The organism is Verrucomicrobiia bacterium, from assembly GCA_036268055.1.
Lineage (GTDB): Bacteria > Verrucomicrobiota > Verrucomicrobiia > Limisphaerales > Pedosphaeraceae > DATAUW01.
On the sequence record DATAUW010000034.1, the window covers coordinates 81,695 to 103,873 of the forward strand.

19 protein-coding genes are annotated in these 22,179 nt (G+C 54.7%); 14 read left to right on the forward strand and 5 right to left on the reverse strand.

Going from position 1 to position 22,179, the window contains the following annotated elements; all coding sequences use genetic code 11:
* Nucleotides 1-11: 11 nt before the first annotated feature.
* The 4 genes from VH413_17845 to VH413_17860 all read left to right on the forward strand — a co-directional run bounded on the left by VH413_17845 (nt 12) and on the right by VH413_17860 (nt 3,355).
* On the forward strand, nt 12-1,454 hold the full coding sequence (locus tag VH413_17845; GenBank protein HEX3800560.1) for a hypothetical protein: 1,443 nt from the start codon (nt 12-14) through the stop codon (nt 1,452-1,454).
* 66 nt (nt 1,455-1,520) lie between these two features.
* Nucleotides 1,521-2,441 carry a DMT family transporter gene (locus tag VH413_17850; protein ID HEX3800561.1) on the forward strand — a complete coding sequence of 307 codons (921 nt, stop codon included), beginning with the start codon at nt 1,521-1,523 and terminating at the stop codon, nt 2,439-2,441.
* A gap of 12 nt (nt 2,442-2,453) precedes the next feature.
* The gene (locus VH413_17855; protein HEX3800562.1) at nt 2,454-2,963 is read left to right on the forward strand and encodes a hypothetical protein; all 510 of its coding nucleotides are present in this window, start codon (nt 2,454-2,456) and stop codon (nt 2,961-2,963) included.
* An 11-nt stretch (nt 2,964-2,974) separates the two neighbouring features.
* Entirely contained in the window at nt 2,975-3,355 is a 381-nt protein-coding gene (locus VH413_17860; protein HEX3800563.1) for a (2Fe-2S) ferredoxin domain-containing protein, read from the forward strand.
* A 25-nt stretch (nt 3,356-3,380) separates the two neighbouring features.
* Here VH413_17860 and VH413_17865 read toward each other — a convergent pair whose 3' ends face one another.
* A complete protein-coding gene (locus VH413_17865; GenBank protein ID HEX3800564.1) occupies nt 3,381-3,710 on the reverse strand; it encodes a 4a-hydroxytetrahydrobiopterin dehydratase in 330 nt (109 codons plus the stop codon).
* Between the two features lie 183 nt (nt 3,711-3,893).
* Between VH413_17865 and cimA the strand changes: the two genes are divergently transcribed.
* The 5 genes from cimA to VH413_17890 are packed head-to-tail and all read left to right on the forward strand — an operon-like array spanning nt 3,894 to nt 11,452.
* Entirely contained in the window at nt 3,894-5,453 is a 1,560-nt protein-coding gene (gene cimA, locus VH413_17870) for a citramalate synthase (protein ID HEX3800565.1), read from the forward strand.
* Between the two features lie 48 nt (nt 5,454-5,501).
* Nucleotides 5,502-8,228, forward strand: a complete 2,727-nt coding sequence (locus VH413_17875; protein ID HEX3800566.1) for a valine--tRNA ligase — start codon at nt 5,502-5,504, stop codon at nt 8,226-8,228.
* Nucleotides 8,229-8,250: 22 nt separating this feature from the next.
* A complete protein-coding gene (locus VH413_17880; protein HEX3800567.1) occupies nt 8,251-9,714 on the forward strand; it encodes a transglutaminase domain-containing protein in 1,464 nt (487 codons plus the stop codon).
* Between the two features lie 2 nt (nt 9,715-9,716).
* A complete protein-coding gene (locus VH413_17885; protein ID HEX3800568.1) occupies nt 9,717-10,550 on the forward strand; it encodes an inositol monophosphatase family protein in 834 nt (277 codons plus the stop codon).
* A gap of 29 nt (nt 10,551-10,579) precedes the next feature.
* Nucleotides 10,580-11,452 carry a peptidylprolyl isomerase gene (locus tag VH413_17890; GenBank protein HEX3800569.1) on the forward strand — a complete coding sequence of 291 codons (873 nt, stop codon included), beginning with the start codon at nt 10,580-10,582 and terminating at the stop codon, nt 11,450-11,452.
* A gap of 21 nt (nt 11,453-11,473) precedes the next feature.
* Here the strand turns inward: VH413_17890 and VH413_17895 are convergent, their stop codons facing one another.
* Nucleotides 11,474-12,592, reverse strand: a complete 1,119-nt coding sequence (locus VH413_17895; GenBank protein ID HEX3800570.1) for a non-canonical purine NTP pyrophosphatase — start codon at nt 12,590-12,592, stop codon at nt 11,474-11,476.
* Nucleotides 12,593-13,044: 452 nt separating this feature from the next.
* On the opposite strand from VH413_17895, the gene VH413_17900 reads away from it, so the two are divergent.
* From VH413_17900 to def, 3 genes are read left to right on the forward strand one after another with little or no spacing between them, the layout of a single operon-like run.
* Nucleotides 13,045-13,968, forward strand: coding sequence for a ParB/RepB/Spo0J family partition protein (locus VH413_17900; GenBank protein HEX3800571.1), 924 nt, complete (start codon nt 13,045-13,047; stop codon nt 13,966-13,968).
* A gap of 38 nt (nt 13,969-14,006) precedes the next feature.
* Nucleotides 14,007-15,134: a PfkB family carbohydrate kinase gene (locus VH413_17905; protein ID HEX3800572.1), complete on the forward strand. Its 1,128-nt coding sequence runs from the start codon at nt 14,007-14,009 to the stop codon at nt 15,132-15,134.
* A 5-nt stretch (nt 15,135-15,139) separates the two neighbouring features.
* Nucleotides 15,140-15,724 carry a peptide deformylase gene (gene def, locus VH413_17910; protein HEX3800573.1) on the forward strand — a complete coding sequence of 195 codons (585 nt, stop codon included), beginning with the start codon at nt 15,140-15,142 and terminating at the stop codon, nt 15,722-15,724.
* A gap of 12 nt (nt 15,725-15,736) precedes the next feature.
* On the opposite strand, the gene rpoN is transcribed toward def, so the two are convergent.
* Complete coding sequence (rpoN, locus tag VH413_17915; GenBank protein HEX3800574.1) at nt 15,737-17,260, reverse strand: RNA polymerase factor sigma-54; 1,524 nt, start codon at nt 17,258-17,260, stop codon at nt 15,737-15,739.
* Nucleotides 17,261-17,462: 202 nt separating this feature from the next.
* On the opposite strand from rpoN, the gene VH413_17920 reads away from it, so the two are divergent.
* On the forward strand, nt 17,463-18,287 hold the full coding sequence (locus tag VH413_17920; protein HEX3800575.1) for an MBL fold metallo-hydrolase: 825 nt from the start codon (nt 17,463-17,465) through the stop codon (nt 18,285-18,287).
* A gap of 23 nt (nt 18,288-18,310) precedes the next feature.
* Here VH413_17920 and VH413_17925 read toward each other — a convergent pair whose 3' ends face one another.
* Nucleotides 18,311-19,285 carry a glycosyltransferase family 2 protein gene (locus VH413_17925; protein ID HEX3800576.1) on the reverse strand — a complete coding sequence of 325 codons (975 nt, stop codon included), beginning with the start codon at nt 19,283-19,285 and terminating at the stop codon, nt 18,311-18,313.
* 191 nt (nt 19,286-19,476) lie between these two features.
* On the opposite strand from VH413_17925, the gene VH413_17930 reads away from it, so the two are divergent.
* Nucleotides 19,477-20,763: a hypothetical protein gene (locus VH413_17930; protein ID HEX3800577.1), complete on the forward strand. Its 1,287-nt coding sequence runs from the start codon at nt 19,477-19,479 to the stop codon at nt 20,761-20,763.
* Between the two features lie 5 nt (nt 20,764-20,768).
* Here the strand turns inward: VH413_17930 and VH413_17935 are convergent, their stop codons facing one another.
* Complete coding sequence (locus VH413_17935; protein ID HEX3800578.1) at nt 20,769-22,169, reverse strand: DUF1552 domain-containing protein; 1,401 nt, start codon at nt 22,167-22,169, stop codon at nt 20,769-20,771.
* Nucleotides 22,170-22,179: the final 10 nt, after the last annotated feature.

Below are 22,179 nucleotides of genomic sequence, written 5' to 3' on the forward strand. Positions count from 1 at the left end.
GTGAGAAGACTATGATCAGCCCAGCTACTGAAACTCCTGGCGGTGCGTTGAGCAACTCCCTGCGTGAGGAAAGCCCTTACGATCCGCAACGGTTCGACTGGCCGCTCGCGTTTGATGCGGAAAAATTTCTTCACGAACGCATCTCCGCGTTTCTTGAGCGCAATAGTTTCGCGCGCGAGCTTGCCCTGCGCATGCGCGAGGAAACCGGCACCGATTTCTTCGAGTGGATTGATCATCTTGTCCTGTCGCCCGGTGATGAAAAAGCTCTTTGCGAAGTCGGCTTTGTTCTCGATACCGAAGCCGAAGCTCCGAAGACCGATACCGTCCTGCATCATCCTCGCGCCACTTTGCCGCGGGTGATTCTGCGCGCGGGCCACGTTCAAAATCCGTCGGTGATCGCTCTTCGTCCCGAATTCGTCGCCGACTTTGCCGCCAAAAATAATCTCGCCCACGAAATTGAAGGCGCGTCCTTTTCGCATTATCGCCGCATGCTCGTGCATCAGGAAAACGGCACGCGGCTCGAAGCGGTCGAACGCCATGCCTACCGAGGTTTTGTCATCGCGCCGTTGCGCGCCAGCGAACTTGAAGCCATCGTCAAAGCCCGCGAACTCTGGCATACCCGCAAGCGTATTTTTGCGAACGACGCCGAAGGCTTTGTCCTGGCCAACGATATTTTAAATCAAAGCATCCCGCTCGTGGGACGCGACCTGAGTTGCGACTTTTTCTTTGCTTCCGAGCGCACTTATTGGGAAGGCCGCAATCGCGCCGCGCGCATCCAGAAATTCCGCCAGGACCAACTCGGCCTGGGCTGGGGCAACCATGATCATCACACGTTCCGCTCGTCGCGCGAACATTTCGTGGACCTCATTGATTTTTTGGTGAAGCTCGGTTTTGAAAAACGCGAGCGTTATTATGCCGGTTCCGAAGCGGGCTGGGGCGCGCAAATCTCCGAGCAGCCCACCGTGGGCATTGTCGTTTTCGCTGACGTGGATTTGATGCCTGATGAAACCCAAATTGATTTTTCCAGCAAGCGTTTGCCCCCGGCTCCCAAGCTTGGTACGGTCGGTTTGTGGGTCGGCTTGCATGGCGAAAGTTTCCTCGGCGCGGGCATGCATCATCTCGAGGCGCGTTTTGATTATCAGTTGTTGCGCGACCAGTTGAAGGCGCAAGGCATCAATACGATGAATCCGTTTTCGAATTTTGAATTTCTGCGCCAGGCTTTCACTGAAGGCGAACGCTGGGCCGTCGCCCGTTCGCGGGCGGAACGCTTGCTGGCCGCCAAGCTCATCACCGGCGAGCAGTTTGAGAAATTCATGAAGGAGGGCGCGCTCGGCAGTCATCTGGAAAATTTGCAGCGCCACGGCGGGTTCAAGGGCTTCAATCAAAAGTCGGTGAGCGTGGTCATCTCCGCCACCGACCCGCGAAAGAGCCATTTTCAAACCGCTTCCGCGTAGAGGGTCATTTATATTTCTGGAATCCAGGGCGTGGTCGAATACCATCCAGCCGGATAATACGACCTCATGCTGCCCGCGTTTCTGACAACCATTTTTTTCTCGATCTCGGTGATTTGCGCCAGTCGGTCGGCGAAATTAATCGGCGGCACCGAGGCGAATTTTTGGCGGCTGACTTTCGCGGCGATCTTTCTTTCAATCTGGGCGTGGACTTTCGGCAAGGGATTATCGGGCGAAGGTTTCCCGGTTTTTCTCCTGAGCGGAATCGTCGGCATCGGGGTTGGCGATGTCGCGCTTTTTCAAACGCTGCCGCGGCTCGGCTCGCGGCTCACGCTGGTCGTGGTGCAATGTCTCACCGCGCCTTTTGCCGCCGCCATCGAATGGCTGTGGCTCGGGACAAAACTTTCGGCGGGAGAAATGGCTTGCGGTGCGATCATTCTCATTGGCATTGGCATTTCGCTCGCGCCGGATAAAAAACTGAACCTTCCGCGGCGCACATTAATAACCGGGATTTTGTTTGGCCTCGCCGCCGCTGGCGGCAACGCGTTTGGCGCGGTGTTAAGCCGCAAAGGTTACGCGGTGCTCAAAGCGCATGACGAATATCTCGATGGTGGCACAACCGCGTATCAGCGGGTGATTGGCGGTTTGGCCGTCGCGGGCATTTGTTTGCTAATCGTGAAATGGCGTGAGGTGAAAGGGCATCTGGTTTTGTCGGGAGAAAATCCGACGCTGCCTTCGCGCGAGAAATGGCGGCGGTTGTGGCCGTGGGTGCTCGCCAACAGCCTCGCGGGCCAAACCATCGGCGTGAGTTGTTATCAATGGGCGTTTCGGACCACACCCACCGGCGTGGTGCTGCCGATTGTTGCGATGACGCCACTGGTGGCCATCCCCTTTTCACTCGTGATGGAAAACGAGCGGCCCAGCATGCGCTCTATTATTGGCGGGCTGATTGCCGTAAGCGGCGTTGTCGGTCTCAGCTTATTGAAGTAAGGTGTCGTAAGTATGAATTTGTTCAAACGGCTGTTCGCGAAGAAAAAACAGGAAGAACCTGACGAGTTGCCCCCGGAATTTTTGCAGACAGAATCCCCGGATTGGCTGATCGAGCTTAAAGGCGCGTCGCTCGCACATGGGAATCATTTTTCCGTTCGCGTGCAACTGGTGAAAGCCGCTCGCAGCGGCATCGCTGATGTCGTGATCATGCCGCGCAAGGAAGGCGAATTTCCCCGCAGCTCCACGCTCACCCTGCATCAACCCGATACCGACAAACTTTTTGTGATCCTTGGTTTTTCTTTTCCCGACGACATCACGAGCGTGCCGGCGCCGGCTACGGACGTTTTGCCGATTGATATTTGCATTTACCATCGCGAGCCGTATTCATTTCGCGCGGCGCATTGCAATCTCGGCGGCGTGTGGCTTGAATCCAAAAAATCCGGGCCGCCGGTCATCGAAATCAGCCGCATCCTGCTTGCCGCCGCCGAACCGACTTTGCGTAGCACCGATTCCTTCACTTAAAATTTGCCCGCATGAATTCCTCCGAAGAACTGCAAAAAGCCAGCGCCGCCCTCGGCCTCGAATCCTATCGCCGCCATATCTTTCTGTGCGCCGATCAAACCGAACCGCTTTGCTCCACCAAAGAACGCGGACTCGAATCGTGGGAATTTTTGAAACGCCGCTTGAAGGAATTGAAGCTTATCGGACCCGAGCCGCTGGTTTATCGCACCAAGGCGAATTGCCTTCGCGTCTGCGTGCAGGGCCCCATCGCCGTCGTGTATCCCGAAGCCGTTTGGTATCACTCCTGCACGCCGGAAGTTTTGGAACGCATCATCCAGGAACATCTGGTCGGCGGAAAAATCGTCGCTGATTATGCGTTCGCAAAAAATCCCCTGGGCTCGGAGCGGGCTTGAAACCGTCAGCGACCTGAAACTTCGCTCACTTCAAATTATTCACCTTCGCGGCGAAAATGAAATCGCTCTCGGTCAAGCCGTCAATTTTATGCGTGCATATTTCCAGCTTCACCTTGCCCCATGAAAGAAAGATGTCGGGGTGATGCTGGATCTTCTCGGCAAGTTCGCCAACCTTGTTGGTGAATTCCAACGCCTCGCGAAAATCTTTGAATTTATATTCGCGCTCAAGGTGATGGCCATTTACCACCTTCCAGCCTCCGCCGGACTGGGTCTTTAATTTCGTCAAGGCGATACCGCGCAGTGGAAGTGTGCCGCTCTTGCAAGGAACGCATTCTTTTTCGGCCAAGTCATCCATAGTTTTTTAAGGTTATAGTGAAGTTGGCAGCACTATGGCCTCGTTCTGTTTTGCGGTCAAATGGAGTTGAACGCTTTTTGCCGCGTGCGCTTGTGCTACGCGTTCGGCCAACCGTCCGACGTACAATGTTCTTTGCAATAAGGCCGTTTTTATCGTAGATATTGCTCCCCGCATGGCGGGATTATGAAACCACAAGTCGAAATATACGATACGACCCTGCGTGACGGAACCCAGGGCGAAGGCATCAACTTTTCAGTGGCGGACAAACTCCGAATTGCTGAAAAAATTGATGCTTTTGGTATTCAATATATCGAAGGTGGTTTCCCCGGCGCGAATCCCAAGGACATCGAATTTTTCGCCCAGGCGAAGCGCAAGAAATTTAAGCACGCGCGGCTCGCGGCATTCGGCGCAACGCGGCGCAAAGGCGTGCCCGTCGAAGATGACGAACAAGTGCGCATTCTGCTCGAAGCGGAAACGCCGGTCGTGACCATCGTCGGCAAGACTTCGCTCCTGCATGTGAAGGAAGTGCTTAAGACGACGCCCGAGGAAAATCTCGCGATGATCGGCGACACGGTGCGTTACCTCAAAGACCACGGCAAATTTGTCATTTACGATGCCGAGCACAGTTTCGATGGTTATACTGAAGATGCCGAATACGCGTTGGCGACGTGGCAGGCCGCGGAAAAAGCCGGCGCGGATTTTGTGGCGTTGTGCGATACCAACGGCGGACGTTTGCCGGCGGAGATTGCCAGAGTTACCGCGATGGCATGCGGGAAGTTGAACACGAAGATCGCCATCCATACTCACGACGACATCGGCCTCGGCCTCGCGAATGCGCTGGCCGCGCTCGAAGTGGGCGCGGTACAAGTCCAGGGCACGATCAATGGTTATGGCGAACGCACGGGTAATTGCAATCTCACGAGCGTCATTCCCGCCGTGGCGTTGAAACTCGGCCGCACTTGCGTGCCGCGTTCGTCGCTGCCGAAGCTCAAGGAACTTTCGCAGTTCGTGGATGAAATCGCGAACATGGGCCACAACCCGCGTTTGCCGTGGGTGGGTTCGGCGGCGTTTTCGCACAAGGGCGGCCAGCATGTGAACGCTGTGCAAAAACTCGCGAGCAGTTACGAGCACATTGATCCGGCGGCCGTCGGCAACAAACGCACGGTGTTGATCAGCGACCTCGCGGGGCGCAGCAATATCGTGATGAAAGCGCAGGAACTGGGTTTCAAAGTCACGAACGAGACGCCGGAACTCAAGGCGATTTTGAATCGTGTGAAGGAGCTTGAACATCAGGGTTACGAATACGAGGCGGCTGAAGGTTCGCTCGCATTGCTCATCCGCAAGGCGCTCAAGCATGAGGAACCGCCATTTAAAATTGCCGGTTACGAAACGACCGTGCGGCGTGACGGTTCGCTTTCGGTTTGCCAGGCGACGATCAAAGTTTTGGTGAAGGGCGAAGTGGCGCACACGGTTGCCGAGGGCGATGGCCCGGTGAATGCGCTGGACTCGGCGTTGCGCGCGGCGCTGGTGCGTTTTTATCCGCGCGTCAAAAAAATCAAACTCACCGATTACAAGGTGCGCATCCTTAACAGCGGTCTTGGCACGGGCGCCAAGACTCGTGTGCTCATCGAGTCGGGCGATGGCACGAACGAATGGGGCACAGTTGGCGTGCATGACAATATTATCGAGGCGAGCCTGGGCGCGCTGGTGGACAGCATGGAGTACGGGCTCCTGCAAAAATAAGTTCGCCGGCGCTCATCTTTTCATTCGCATTTAACTCATCGAATTTTCATGTCTGAGATTTCAAAAGCATACGAACCGCAAGCCGTCGAGGCGAAGTGGTATCAATTCTGGCTGGACAAACAACTGTTCGTGGCGAACCCCGCCTCGAAGAAACCCGCATATTCCATCGTCATTCCGCCGCCGAATGTGACGGGCGTGCTGACGCTCGGCCACGTGTTGAACAATACCATCCAGGACATTCTTGCGCGCAAGGCCCGCATGGAAGGCAAGGAAGTTCTCTGGCTGCCGGGCACGGATCACGCGGGCATTGCGACACAAACTGCCGTTGAAAAATCGCTCAAGAAAAGCGGCGAGATTCGCCATCGCGACGATCTTGGCCGTGAAAAATTTCTTGAGAAAATCTGGCACTGGAAAGAAAAACACGGCGGCATCATCATCGAGCAACTCAAGAAACTGGGTGCGTCGTGTGATTGGACGCGCGAGCGGTTCACGATGGACCCGGAGTATTCGCGCTGCGTCCAAAAAGTTTTCGTCGAGCTTTACAAAAAAGGTTTGATCTATCGCGGCAAGCGGATGGTGAATTGGTGTCCGGCTTCGCTCACGGCACTTTCCGACGAGGAAGTGATCATGAAGCAGCAGAAGGGCTCGCTCTATTATTTCAAGGTTGAAGTGGCGGAGTTGCCGGGCACGTTTTTGACCATCGCCACGACACGCCCCGAAACGATTCCCGGCGATACCGCCGTGGCCGTAAATCCGAAGGACCCGCGTTACGCGCATTTGATCGGCAAACATGTCATTCGTCCGTTGCCCGTTGAATTTGCGCGCGAACAAAAACTCATTCCCATCATCGGCGATGAGCATGTGGATTTTGAATTCGGCACCGGCGTGCTGAAGGTCACTCCGGCGCATGACAAGGCGGACTTTGAAATTGGCTTGCGCCATAAGCTCGCAGTCGTTGACATCATGAATCCCGACGCGACGATGAACGATCTTGCAGGCGCGGAGTTGCGCGGGTTGGATCGTTTCAAGGCGCGCAAACTCGCGGTGGAAAAGCTCACTGAGCTTGGCGTGCTGGACAAGGAAGAGCCTTACACGAACAACGTCGGTTTCAGCGAGCGCGCTGATGTCCCGATTGAACCGCGCTTGAGCGAACAATGGTTTTTAAAATATCCGAGTCTCGAAAAGTCTCGCGCGTGCGTGGCGAGTGGCGAGATGAAATTTTATCCAGACCGCTGGGCGAAAGTTTATGATCATTGGATGGGCAACATCCAGGATTGGTGCATCAGCCGCCAGTTGTGGTGGGGTCATCGTGTGCCGGTGTGGTATCCGATTGAGAAAACCGGCGAGGCCGGTGCAAAAAATTACAATGACCGCGATGCGGCGAAATTCCACGTCGGGATCGAACCACCGGCCAATGCGGAAAATTGGGTGCAGGATTCTGATGTCCTCGACACGTGGTTCAGTTCATGGTTGTGGCCGTTTGCGACGATGGGTTGGCCGGAAAGTACGCCGACGCTCAAGAAGTTTTATCCGACGACGGACCTGGTTACCGGCCCCGACATTATTTTCTTCTGGGTCGCTCGCATGATCATGGCCGGGTACGAGTTCATGGGCGAGATGCCGTTTCAGAATGTTTATTTCACCGGCATCATCCGCGACAAGCAGGGTCGCAAGATGTCGAAGTCGCTCGGCAATTCTCCCGACCCACTCGATTTGATCGCGAAGTTTGGCGCGGATGCCTTGCGCTTTGGCGTGATGCGTTCCGCTCCGCTGGGCCAGGATATTTTGTTTGACGAACAGCACGTCGAACTCGGGCGCAATTTTTGCAACAAGCTTTGGAACGCCTGCCGCTTTCGTCAAATGATGGGCGGCGCGAACACTACCGTGCAGGGTGAGATTAATCCCGCGCTATTGACCAGCGATGACAAATGGATCTTGCTGAAGCTCGACGCGGCGATCCGCGAAGTGACGGCTTCGCTCGCAGCTTATAATTTCAGCGAGGCGACGCAAACGCTCTACCGCTTTTTCTGGAGTGAATATTGCGATTGGTATGTCGAGGCGAGCAAGGCCGCGTTCCAAGGCCCGGACGAGGCGCGCAAGGCGAACACGCTCGCGGTCATTGATTTTATTTTGTCGCATACACTTCGGCTGTTCCATCCGTTTTTGCCGTTCATCACCGAAGAACTTTGGCACGACATGGGATTTAATGACGACATGCCCGCCGATCAGGGCGGTCAGAGCATCATGTATGCGCCGTGGCCGAAGGCGTTCGAGCGCGAGTTTTGCGAATTCTACGGACTTGACGATTCGTTCCTCGCCTTCACGAATGCGAAATACGAACTCGTTTCGCAAGGGCGCAACCTCAAGCGCGAGGGCAACATTCAATCCGGCAAAAAGGTGAAGTTCGTCCTTAAGCCTCATGGCGAAATTTCTTCGCATGATGTTGCCGTGTTGAAAATTTTGTTGAATGCGGAAGCGCTCGATGTCGCGCCCAATTACATTCCGGCCAAGGGAACGCTCGCGGCGCATACGAACCTTGCCGATTTATATTTGCCGATGGAAGGGCTCATTGATGTCGCCGCTGAAAAGACGCGGCTCACGAAGGAACTTGAAAAAGTAAACGCCGAAATTTTGAAAGTGGAACAGAAATTGGCGAACCCCGCCTTCACTCAAAAAGTGCCGCCCGAAGTCCTGCGCGAGCATGAAAAACGTCTGGTGGATTGGCGCGGAAAGGCGCAACATATCCAGACGGCGCTGGATGCCTTGAACGGCTGATTCGCGCGCCGCAAGCGCTTCTATGAAAAAGTTTTTTCTCGCAGGCGTCATTTACGCGTGGCTGGCCTTTGCGGCCTGGTCGCAAACGAACGTCACGGCGCAGGCTTCGCAGCTTGAATTACAGGGGGATTTCAAACAGGCGGCCACGGTTCTTCGTGCGGCGATTGCGAGTGGAAATTATTCGCCGGCTGAAACAAAGACTCTCGAATTTGAAGCGGATCGTCTTCGACGCATTAAGATGGATTATTCGCTGACACAGGAACGGTTGTTTGCAGAACTTTCGGATTCCGTCCGGGATTTAACGCGCGCTGAATTTGATAAATGGATCAAGCTGGGCTGGTTTGATGGCCGTCCGATTGATGGGAGCGAGTTTTATTTCAAGGACTCGGTGGACAATCTTTATTTTCGCCATCCCGAGTTCGACGCGCGCCGCATGGATGGAAAAGACAAACGTCAAAAGGAACTTTTTCGACTCAGTGAAGTGACCGCCATCAAGCAGGCGTCGCTCGAACAAAAAAGTCCTTACGTGCTGCCGAAAACTTTTCACATCAACACGACGGTGACGGTCGCCAGCAATACCACGCCGAAGGACGAAACCATCCGCGCGTGGATTCCCATTCCGAGAAAAAATGCGTTTCAATCCGATTTCAAATTAATCTCCAGCGCGGCGGCTCCGAAGTCTATTGATGTGGAGAGCAGCCCGATTCGTTCGATTTATTTTGAGGAACCTTCCGCCGGCAATGTTTCGACAAAGTTTGCGATTGAGTATGAATATACCATTCGTGGCGTTCACTTCGATCTGCAACCTGAAAAAATCCAGCCGTACGATCCGAATGACGAGGCGGTGAAACTGTTTACGGGTGAGGCGCAGCATGTCGTTTTCACGCCGGAGATAAAAGCGCTGTCGGCCAGCATCGTCGGCGGGGAAACCAATCCGATGTTGAAAGCGAAAAAGATTTTTGACTGGCAATCCAGCCATTTGCAATACAGCTACGCGCTCGAATATTCCACGATCCGCAACATCAGCGATTATTGCCGGTCGCACGGCTACGGTGATTGCGGGCAGCAGGCGTTGTTGTTCATCACGCTCTGCCGTTACAATGGTGTTCCGGCGCGCTGGCAAACCGGCTGGGACCTCACGCCTAATGGCACCACGATCCACGACTGGACGGAGATTTATCTCGCGCCTTACGGGTGGGTTCCGGTTGACCCGTACATGGGCAATTATGCCATGCGCTATATCACCACGCTCACGGCGGCGCAAAGAATTGAGATTCGCGATTTTTATTTTGGCGGCCTCGACCGGTATCGCATGATCGCCAACAGCGATCACGAGCAGCAGCTAAATCCGCCGAAGCAATCGTTCCGCTCGGACGACGTGGATTTCCAGCGCGCCGAGATCGAGCACAACGGCACGAATATTTATTTCGACCAATTTTCGTACAAGCTCACGTATAAAATGATTCCGCCATCCACCGTTCCTTAAACATGCACCATCCCATTGATCCGAAGCGCGCGCTCGCCTGCGCGGTCAAAGCTGCACGCGCCGTTGGCAAATTGATGCGCAAGAACCTGAACTCCGAGAAAAAAATCAATTCTACGACGGCGCACGACATCAAGCTCGACCTCGATGTTCGCAGCCAGAAGCTCATCGGGAAAATTCTGGCGGCGGAATTTCCGCGCGTGGCGTTGCTGGGCGAGGAAGGCATCACCGGGAATCCCGACGCCAGCGCGCGCTGGGTGGTGGACCCGATTGACGGCACGGTGAATTTTACCTACGGCATTCCGCACGCGTGCATCTCCATCGCGCTGCAAATTAAAGTCTCGCGGGAAGAACCCTACGATCCAGACTCGAATCCAGACTCGATTTATCCCGATGATTTTATAACGACGGTGGGCGTCGTGTACGACCCGTTTTCCGACGAGTTGTGGACGGCCATTCGCGACCAGCCGGCACGTTTGAACGGAAAAATAATTCACGTCAGCGACCGTCATCGTTTGCGGGAGGCGATTGTTTCCATTGGCTTTGCCAAGACGCATACGAGTCTCGAGAACACCCTGCCCTATTTCAATCAACTCGTCCGGCGCGTCCGCAAAGTCCGCATCATGGGCGCGGCGGCGCTGGCCTTGACTTATGTGGCCTCGGGCCGGTTTGACGCTTATATTGAACGCGGCATCCGCCTGTGGGATATCGCGGCAGGCGGGCTGATTGTCGAATGCGCGGGCGGCGAATTTTGGAATTTTCCGATCAAGGGTAAATACGCTTACGGCATGATCACGAGCAACGGGCGGCTTCGGAAAAAACTTGAGGCCATTCGTTAATTCGGCTATTGCAAATTGTCGTTTATCTCATGAAAAACTTGCATTGCCTTGTAGTCTTGTTGTTGTGCGCATTTGCCGCGAAAAGTTCCCTGGCTGGTTCACTGGTGATTTTTCACATAACCCTCAGCGATAACACCAGCGTCGGTGATATTGAAGTGGAGCTTTATGACAAAGATAAACCCGTTACTGTCAAAAATTTTCTGCGGTATGTGGAAGATGGCTATTATCAAAACAGTTTTTTGCATCGCTGTCCGCTGAGCGTGAGCGGTGTCACGGATTTCGTCATACAAGGCGGCGCATTTGCGGTTCAAGGTACGGGCACTAACGAGACCATCGTCGGCATCCCCAGTTTTGCTCCCATCCCGGATGAATTCGCCGTCGGCACTCGCTACAGCAACACTTATGGCACAATTGCGATGGCTAAACTTGGCGGCGATACTAATTCCGCCACATCCTCGTGGTTTTTTAATTTAACCAACAATGCGTCTCTGGATGCCGCCGACACCAATGATCTGTTCACTGTTTTTGGGCATGTGGTTCGCGGCACCAATGTGTTGAATGGATTTATCGGACGCTCTTACGGAAATGGATTACAAGACCTGGGCTCTCCTCTCGATAGTCTTCCAGTGAATTTTAGCGGCTTCCGGAATGTCTTTTTTTCGGACCTCTATTATGTGAATATCTCGATTCTTAATCCGCAACTAAAATTGCTAACCAATGGAGCGCGGCAAATCAGTTGGAGTTCAATCAACGGCCTGACCAACGCGCTCGAATACACGACTAATCTTCCGCCGGTTTGGCAAACGCTCACGAATATTGTCGGCACGGGTGCGGTGGTGACGAACACGGATTCTGCCACGAATCTAAGCAGCCGTTTTTATCGCGTGCAGATTTTGTATTGATGTTTGGCTTCTCTGGTTGATTCAGCACGCAACGAGTGAATTTAAATAAGCCCGCAGTTTCGCCAGCGCCTTGGCGCGATGGCTCAAGGCGTTTTTAATTTCTTCGCCCAGCTCAGCGAAGGATTGTGAATGGCCCGTGGGAATGAACAGCGGGTCGTAACCGAAGCCGCCCGCACCCGAAGACTTCAAGGCAATTTCTCCTTCGCAAGCACCGTCGAATAATTGAGTTTGAAATTCAAATTCGTCCGCGGAACAAACGGGTGAAGTATTTTGTTCAATGAGATCTATCGCAGGCGTCAATGCCAGTACGCAACGAAAACGCGCCGTGCGTTTGCCGGGCGGGACATCACGCAATAGTCGCAGCAGCTTGGCGTTGTTGTCGGCATCGGGAGAATTGCCCGGCTGATTTGTATCCAGCGCGGCGAAGCGGGCGGAATAAACTCCGGGCGCGCCGTTGAGGGCGTCCACTTCCAAACCGGAATCGTCCGCGAGCACAAAAAGATTGGAACTGACCAATGCGTTCGCGCCGGGTTGTTTTGCCAGCCAGCGCGCAAGCTCGACCGCTTTCTTTGTGGCATTACCCGCGAACGTGGTGGCGTCTTCAACTACTTCGGGCGCATCCGGGAAATCACGCAACGTCAGGTAGTGAAATCGTTCTGACAGGATGGCGAGAATTTCTCCAACCTTGTGGGCGTTGCGGGTCGCGATGAGCAAGGTCGCGCGAGGTTTTAATTTTATTTGCGGCGCTTTGCCGCCGATCAATGGGTTCACTGAAAATTGCTTTTCCTCCAGTTCGCGCATCCATTCTTCAATGACATCCAAGACACGTTCGACATCCAAATGCTCATGGTGGGCCGGATATTTTTTAAGGTTCGTTTGCGCGAGTTTGAAAAGCGCCGAGGAAGGGCGCAGCCGGTTTTTCTGCAAGTGGACGAACGCGCCGGCGAGTTGAATGAGGCCTTTGTGGAAGGCGTAATTCGGACCTTGCCGGTCAGCAAGCCAGAGTTCTTCCAATACATCGTGCGCCTCGTAAAAAAGACCTTCGTTGAAGCACGCGAAATAGCCGAGGTAATGGGCGTTCAAATCCTGCCCGCGGCAGCTCTCGATCAGCGCGGCAATCTTCGCGCTCTTTTTACTCATGCCGGAGGATAATCCAGCGACGGGGCGCAGGCAATAGGGTGGGCGTGGATAGGAATTAAATGGGGCTCGCGAGTACGCTCGCCCTCCCCAGGGGAAGTGCATTTGTAACCTATGGAAGGGTGGACTGTATTTGCGGAATGTGGCATGGTGGGGACGGTTCTTTGATAGAACACATCGGACAGATAAAACGAATGGGCAATGCCGAGATGGATAAAAAACGCCATTAGGCGAGCCAAAAGGGTAGATTTGGTTCGGATAAGTGAACGATGGCTCGGATAAATTCGCCTTGGCTCGCTTAAGCTCGGATAAGTCCGCTTAACGGAGAGAAAAATTATCGGCAAATGGCAGTGCCGGGTTATTTTTGGCTCAACGGTGACAAGCGTCCTCTGCCATGGAGGCGTTTGCGCGGCGCAAAGTTGACAATCATCCGACGCGTGAGACAATGTTCCGCTATGGCAAAACCAGCTTTGGGCCGCGGTCTCGGCGCGTTGTTGGGCGGGGCTGCGCCAGCGGGCAAACCGCCGGCGACACCGCCTTCCGCATCCGCTTCCAGCACGCCAGCGCCCGCACCGGTGGATAATCGCGAGCGCGTGCAACGGATTCCGTTGGATCGCATCCGCCCCTGCTCTTTTCAACCGCGCAAGAAATTTTCCGACGAGGCGTTGCGCGAACTCGCCGATTCCATCAAGGAACAAGGCATCGTCCAGCCGCTCATTGTTCGCGAGCAAGGCGGGCATTTCGAATTGATCGCGGGTGAACGTCGCTGGCGCGCTTCGCAGTTGCTCGGCCTGGCGGAAGTTCCCGTCATCGTTCGCGAGGCAGACGACCGCGCGGTGCTGGAACTTGCGCTCATCGAAAATCTTCAGCGCGAAAATTTAAATGCCATCGAGGAAGCGCAAGGCTACTCGCAACTGATCGAGCAATTTCAACTCAAGCAGGAGGAGGTCGCGACGAAAGTTGGCAAAAGCCGCGCGGTAGTGGCGAATGCCTTGCGCCTCTTGAAACTGGTTCCGGCGATTCAAGATTCGGTTCGCGATGGGCTGCTCTCGGTTGGCCACGCAAAGGTCATTCTGGGTTTGCCCACTGAGAAGCAGCAAAAAATTGCCGCCGACCGCGTGCTCAAGGAAGGATTGAATGTCCGCCAGACCGAAGCGCTGATCACAAAACTTCAAGCGCGCGGTACTGCTCCGAAAAATCCGGCGATGCCTTTGGTGCATGACGCGAACCTGGTGGATCTTGAAAATCGTCTGCGCGAAAAATTCGGCACGAAGGTGCGCTTGAAATATCAGCAGGGCAAAGGCTCGCTGGAAATCGCATTTTTCAACGATGACGACCTTGAGCGCATTCTTCAAATCATTGGCGTCAAGGCGGATTGATTTGCCGCCGGGAGAACTTTCCATTAGAAATTATCGGGATGAACACACCTGAGTTACGAGAAAAATGCGCGCACGCACTGGACGCGGGCGCGGAGCGGGCCCGAAACATGAGCGCGTTCGTGGGGCTGGACGGTTTTGTGGATGAGATCATCCACGTCGTGGATAAACGCGATAATGCCGAAAATTTTTTGCGCTTGCCGACGATTGCCAATCTCGCCACGCGCCTCGCCGGCGCCGCGGGCAAGAGCGCAAACATCGAACTCGTCAATCAACGCACGAAGCTCGGCGGAAACGGTCCGATCATGGCGAATGCGCTCGCGAGTTTTGGCTTGCGCGTCACGTATCTCGGCACGCTGGGTTACCCCAAGCTGCATCCGGTGTTCGAGCCATTCGCGGAGACCGCTGAAGTGCATTCCATCGCCGAGCCCGGCCATACGGACGCGCTGGAATTTGAGGACGGCAAGATCATGCTCGGCAAACATTATCCGCTCAAGGAAGTCACCTGGAAAAATATCGAGGAGCGTTTCGGCAAAGACAAGTTCGCCGCGAAATTTCAGACTTCCGACCTGGTCGGTTTTGTGAATTGGACGATGCTGCCCTACATGAGCGATGTGTGGGATGCGATGCTCGCCGAGCTTTGCCCGGCGCTCAACGGGCCGCGCCGCAAATTATTTTTTGACCTTGCCGATCCCGAGAAGCGCACGCGCAAGGATATTTTGCGCGCGTTGGAATTGGTCGTGCGTTTTCAAAAATATTTTGATGTCATTCTTGGCTTGAATGAAAAGGAAGCGCTGGAAGTCGCGACGGTGCTGGGCCTGAATTCATTGGGCGGCGCGCCGGAAGATTTGAAACGCATCGCGGCGGACATCAATCATCAACTGCCGGTCAACACGGTCGTGGTGCATCCGGTGAGTTACGCGCTGGCTGCGAGCGACGGCGATGTCGCGCTGGTCGAAGGCCCTTACATTGCGACGCCGCTGATCACGACCGGCGCGGGTGATCATTTTAATTCCGGTTTTTGCCTCGGCAAGCTGCTGGGGCTGGACAACGAAATGTGCGTGCTGACCGGCGTGGCCACAAGTGGGTATTATGTTCGCACGGCGCAAAGTCCGAGTATTGAAAACCTTGTGGGGCTGTTGCGTGATTGGCCTACGAATGGAAAATAACGGCAATGATTTTGAGAGTTGTCAAATACGGTGAGCCGGTGCTGCGCAAAAGAGGCGTGCGCATCGAGAAGATCACGCCCGCCGTCAAACAGTTGATCGCGGATATGTTTGAAACGATGTATGACTCGCACGGCGTCGGCCTGGCGGCACAGCAAATCGGCCAGGCGTTGCAACTCACGGTCATTGACGTTCGCGAGGCGACGGAGCGCCCGTCAACGCTTGAACTCAATGGCAAGTCCGCTGATCCTGCGTCATTAATGCCACTGGTGTTGATCAATCCCGCCGTCAAGCCCGTGACGCCGCCGGTCGAGGGTCCTGAAGGTTGCTTGAGTTTTCCAGAAATTTATGCGGACATTTCGCGACCGGAAACGGTGGATGTAACCGCCATGAACGAGAAGGGGGAACAGATTGAATTTCGTTGCGGCGGATTGCTGGCGCGCGCGGTCCAACATGAACTGGATCACTTGAACGGCATTTTGTTCATTGATCGAATGAAGGCGGCCGACAAAACCAAACTTCAACCGGAGTTGGACGATTTGCAGTCTGAAACCAAAGCGGCGTTGGAAAAAGAAAAACGGAAAGCGCGCTGAACGAGAGGACGATCAATAAACCTTGCGCAGATTGGACGGGAGAATATTGAGTTCGCTGCGATACTTTGCAACCGTGCGGCGGGCGATAACGATGCCCTTCTCCTGAAGCATCTTGACGATTTCCTGGTCGGACAATGGCTTTGTCGGGTCTTCCTTCTTGAACATTTCGGAGATCATGTCTTTCACGCTGGTGTTCGACATGCCCTCACCGGTGGCAGTCTGGATGCCCGCGGTGAAGAAATATTTCATCTCGAAAATGCCCTGCGGCGTCTGCATGTATTTGCCGGAGACCGCGCGGCTGACAGTGGTTTCGTGGACGCCTACGACTTCAGCCACTTGCACCATCGTCAACGGCTTGAGGTGCGCCACGCCATTTTCCATGAACTCGCGCTGGCGTTTGACGATCTCAATACCGATGTTGAGGATGGTCTGCTGCCGTTGATGCAAACTCTTGATCAAAAATTTTCCGGCGCGAATTTTTTCGCGGATGTAATTCAGCACTTCGGCGGAATTGCCCGACTTCGCCATCATGTCCTTGTAGGTATTGCTGATGCGAAGATGCGGAATTTGTTCGTTGTTGGTTGTGACGAGAAATTCGTCGCCGGACTTGACCACGAAAACTTCCGGCAAAATGTATTGGTTATTGTCGCTGAGGAACGCACGTCCCGGACGCGGTTCGAGGCGTGCGATGCGGCCGATGGACTCCTGCACGTCCTCGACATCCATGCCGAGCCCGCGCGCGATTTCCGGGATGCGGCGTTTGCCGAGCGCATCCATGTAATCCTTGATGATGCGATATTCGATCGAGTCTTCCTGGCTGGAGCGTTCGAGCTGGCGCATCAAACATTCCTGCAAATCGCGCGCGCCGACGCCGGGGGGATCGAAAGTCTGGATGATGCGCAACACCGCTTCGATATCTGCGATGGGAATGTTCGTGGAAAAAGAAAGTTCGTCGAGGGTCGTCTTGAGATAGCCGTGGTCGTCAATATTGCCGATGAGCAATTCCGCGATGGGCCGCTGCTCGTCGGTCAACTGAGAATCGCGCACCTGCTCCAGCAAAACTTCCTGAAGCGACGTCGCGGCAACGATGGAATCGAACATGAACTGTCGTTTTTCCTCGTCCTCGGCGGACGCCTTCATGGGGCTGTTCGATGCGGTGTAATTGTCGCGAAAATCCTGGTCAATTTGCGTCAGCTTTTCAAATTCAGCGAGAAATTCCTCGGCGGTTTCGCCTTTATCTTTGCTGCCTTCGGCTTCGGCGCCGTCGCTAACTCCATCCGCCTCGTAGGTGACATCCGAGGGTGGTTCAGCCGGATCAGAAGATTCAGGAACGTCGCCATCCTCAGACTTCTTGTCGGCTTGATCAGTATCCAAGCTGGGCGCTTCTTCGAGAACCGGGTTCTGGGACATCTCCTGTTCGACCAGCGCCTTTAGCTCAAGGGTCGGCGCCTGCAGCAACGCAAGGGACTGCTGCATCTGCGGCGACAGCACCAGGGACTGAGTCATCCGCTGGGCCAAATGTAAACCTTGTGCCATGTCTCGTTATCTTAGTTTGAATCTGTAAATTCTCAAGCAAGAAGTGGTCTGCTTATTGCTTTAGCTATTCTAATGCCTTTGCGAAAATCCCAACCGCGTGCCTGGACGAGCCACGAATTACTCCTTCATCGGCAGATGCCGGAGCTTCCTTAACCCTTTTGGCCAAAAATTAATTGCCGTGGCGCGCGCGCATCAGTAGCGTGTGAGAGTGTCCGTCCAGTTCACCATTCTCGGCAGCGGTTCCAACGGGAATTGCGCCTATCTCGAAACCGGCGAAACCCGCATCCTGATTGATGCCGGGTTCAGCGCGCGCCAAACCCGCCAGCGCCTTGCCGCCATCGGCCGTGCGCCCGAGGGTTTGTCCGGCATTCTCATCACGCACGAGCATTCCGATCATATTTCCGGTTTGGTCGGCCTGGCGCAGAAATTAAATATCCCGATTTTTTGCAATCGTCTCACGCGAGAGGCGATCGAGTTCCAATTACAAACCACTTTCGATTGCCGGATTTTTTCCACGGGCGCGACGTTTGATGTCGGCGACATCACGATTGACACTTTTAGCATTCCCCATGATGCCTCCGACCCCGTGGGTTTTTTATTGCGCACGCCTTCGGGGAATATCGGCTTTCTCACTGATCTTGGCCACGCTACACGTCTCGTGCTCGAACGTATTCGCACCGCCAATGTCCTAGTGCTCGAAACGAATCATGACCTGAAAATGTTGCAGGATTCAGGCCGTCCGTGGAGTCTCAAGCAACGCATCGCCGGCCGCCACGGTCATCTTTCAAACACCGAGGCTGCCGATGCCGCCGAAGCCGTGATGTCCGCGGATTTGAAGCATCTTTACCTCGGCCATTTGAGCCGGGAATGCAACCATCCCGGCCTCGCGGAAAGTGTGATGGTCGAGCGGATGCACAAAATCGGCGCGCATCATGTCAAAGTGGAATTAACCAGCCAAGCTACGCCCTGCTCCACGCTCAGTCTCGCCGCGCGCGCGATGAATTATTTGCAGGAATCGTTTTTTTAATCGCCGGCGAAGTTCAAAATCGGCTAGAGCGATATTCGTTCGATCGTCACGGGTATCTTCTCGCGTTCCGCCGGTTTTAACGGAGTAAACAAGCCCCGCCAGAATCCCACGCCATATAATAAATGCGTGAGGAACATGAGCGGTATTGCCAAAACACTTTCGAGCAAACCACCCTGCCCGGCCAGCACTGCCGCTTGTCCCAATAACGCAAAGCCGTAAAAAAAAAGTGGAATCAACAGCCACGGCAACATTGTAGTGTGCCCCGACACGAACAATATCATCAATGCCAGCAGATAGACGCAGAACAATGGTGGCACGAAATTGGGAGCGGACCCGAGGGTGGGTTGCAGGCGAAATTGTTCCGCGCGACCGCGACCGTAGTTGCGCAGCATCTTAGCGAATGCGCCCAGATTATTTCGCGGCCGCCGATGCACGATGAACTCGGGGTCGTACAACAACTTGCCGCCGCGCTTTTGCAATTCGTCCATGAGCGCATTTTCTTCGTTAGGATAAAGCGCCTCGTTGAACCCGCCCGCTTCGAGCAACGCGTCACGCCGCGTCATGAGATTGCATAGAATTAATTCCTTCTCGCTGGATTCGCGCACCGCGCCGACCGGCGTGTAACGTGCCCGACTCGGACCAAATGCCAGCCAGCTTGCATGCACCAGCGCAAATACCTGTTCGAGCAAGGGCGCATCGCCCGGGCAAATATTTGGCCCGCCGAGCATTTTGACTTTGGGATCGGCGAACGCTTGAACGGCACGCCGCAAGTTTTCCGGCGGAGGCATCGAATCGTCATCCAAAAAATAAATCAGTTCGCCGCGCGCTTCCCGCGACGCCGTGTTGCGCTGCACGGATGGCTGTTTTCCGCGCGCGACGATGATTTCCAATTTCTCGCGCGGATAATCCAGCGACCGGCTCGCGGTGACCGCCTTGATGTCCGCCTGCCCCGGTCGGGCGGCGATCAACACGGTCACGCTTGGCAGTGGTTCATTCACGCCGCCTAAGCTAAAGTTCGGACATCCAAGTTCAAAGTTCAAAGTTGAGGGCGAGTGCAGGGTTTTATTCCGGCGGTTTGTAAAACCCGCTGTTCTTGCGTGAACGAAAGCGGTTGCGCCCTGTCGAACTATCGTTCACCGGTCTATGATTGCCATAGGTGCAGGACGGGCGCACACTCGGATTTCAATCAATGAGCACCTCAGCCGAAAAGATAAAAATGCTCGCGATGCCGTTGACCACGGTGGGGATGTTCATCGCCATTGCGGGGCTGGCTTATCTTTTTTTGATGCCGAAAAGTTATCGCGCCGAAGCGATGATCAAGATCATTGATTGGGTTCACGCCAGCGATTTGAATCATCCGTCCGACCTTCAACTGATTTCCAACCAATGCGATTGGATGCGCTCGGAAACTTTTCTCGATCAAGTAATAAAAAATCTCGGCCTCGCCGGGCAATGGTCGCAGCGTTATCACACCGCCGATGACACTTCCGCAAATCGCGCCCGCCTTTTATCCAAGGTCTCGATTTTTCCCGTGCCCGACTCCACGCTCGTCAAAATCCGCGTCATCAGCGACGACCGCGAGGAAACCGCGCGCATTGCCAATGAATTCGCGCGCATTTATACCAATCGCATCAGTCTTCAGCGCGAGGCCTTGATCAATGACAAACTTGGCGGCCTCAAGCAGCAGTGGACGAGTGAGTCCGAAAAAATCCAGACGGCGCAGGTAGCTCTCGACCATTTGTATTTCGACATTTCAAAAACGCGCCTGACCAACAAAACACAATTTTACGATGGCGATACTTACGATGAAATGAAGAGCAAGAAGATCCAGATGGAAGGCGAATATATAGAGCGTAAAAACGAATACGAACGCCTGAGCAAGCTGCCCACGAACCAACTGGCGCAAGTCCTGTCGTCCATGGACACGAATTCGCCGCTCAACACGCCGATGCTTGAGCTTGCCAATGCCCGGAACCAATCGCTAAAGGCGAACCTCGACCAAGGCCCGGATTCTCGCGAAGTGAAAAATGCCGCTTTGCTCATCGGGAATTTGAACCGAAAGATTGATGAAATGGCTTCGTCCGTCATGACGGTAAAACAAACGGAATTGCGCGGGCTCAGTTCGGCCATTGAGGAGTTGAAACAAAAAATCCAGAACGGCAGCACCAATGTCGCGAGCGTCAAACTGGATAATGCGAATTATCAAGCTGCCTTGAGCAACTTGAACCAGCTTGAGGAGGATCGCAATAATTTGGAAACAAAAATGCGCGAAGTGGAAAGCGCCGAGGCCACCCGGCCGACGGGCATTACTGCGGAACTAATCGAACGCGCCGAAGTGCCCGTGAAACCTTTCGCTCCTGATAGCTTTGCCGCCGCGATCATCATCGGAACGGGCGCAATTGCGACTGTCCTGGGTTTGCTTCTGTGGATAATTGGTGTCCAGTCGGCGGCCCTTGCCAAAGAACCGACACGCTGACGCAATCAGACGTTGGACAAGCGGCCCGTGGAATCGCCGAAGCGATCCAGACCGGTCGCGCCCATCCGGTCAGCCATACTCAGGAACAGATTGCTGGTGGGTTGGCCGCCATATTTCACATAACGGCCCGGAGTAAGTGAGCCGCCGCCGCCGCCCGCGAGGACGATCGGCAAATTCGTGTGCGTGTGCTGATTGCCGTCCGCATTGCCGCCGCCATAGACGATCATGGAATTGTGCAGCAGCGATTTGCCGTCAATGTCCTTCGTGTCCTTCAATTTTTGAAGAAACTGTCCGAATTGTTTTGCGTACCACAAATCAATTTGCGCGACTTTCTTAATGCGGTCCGGTTTGTCCTGATGATGCGAAAGATCATGGTGCCCTTCCGAAATGCCGATCTCCGCGAATGAACGGTTGTCGCCGTCATGGGCAAGGCACATCGTGGCGACGCGCGTCGAGTCTGTCTGGAACGCCAGCACCAGCATGTCGAACATGATTTGCATGTACTCGCCGTAATCCGCCGGGATGCCCACGGGCGTTTCCACATTCGGATCCACCGTGACACCAAATTGCTCGGCTCTTTGGATGCGGGTTTCGACCGACCGGACGCCAGTAAGATATTGATCGAGCTTTTCCTTGTCGCGCGCGTCGAGTTGCTTTTGCATGCGGCGCGCGTCATCGAGCACGAAGTCCAGCACGGAGCGCTGCTCAGCCTGCCGGCGGCGGATGTTTTCCAGGCGTTCGCCCGGTACGCCCGCGCCGAAGAGCCGTTCAAAAAGCAAACGCGGATTAGTCTCGGGCGTCATCGGCGTGGTCGGCGAACTCCACGAGATGTTGTATTGATACGCGCAGGAATAACTCGAATCGCACGCTGCGGATTTTCTCACGCTATCACAGGTCAATTCCAGCGAAGGAAACCGCGTAAGATGCCCGATCTGGTTAGCAATCGCCTGGTCAATCGAAATGCCCGCGTGAATATCCGTCGCGCTTTTCTTGATGCGCACACTGGTCAGGAACACACCGCTGCCGCGCGCGTGATCGCCCGCGCCGTCGGCTCCACCGATGGCATTGCGTTGATCCAAGCCACCCATCACCTGAACTAAATCTTTGGTTCCCGCCAGGGGCTTGAGAGTGTCGCTCAGTTCAAAACCCTTGCCCTCATTCGAAGGCCAAAAGGCGGATGGAATCGCGCCATTCGGAAAATAAAGAAAGGCCGACCGCACCGGCGCGCCACCGGAGCTAAACCCGGGTTTTCCCACCGCGGACGCCGCCAAAAGTTTCAGCGGCGTCACCGACGCAAATGTGGGCAAGGCAAGGCACGCACCCAGGCCGCGCAAAAACCGGCGGCGAGTCAAACCGGCAAACCTCTGCCTGTCAACCGTTTGCAATGAAGAAGCATTTCGTTTCATAGCTTTGGGG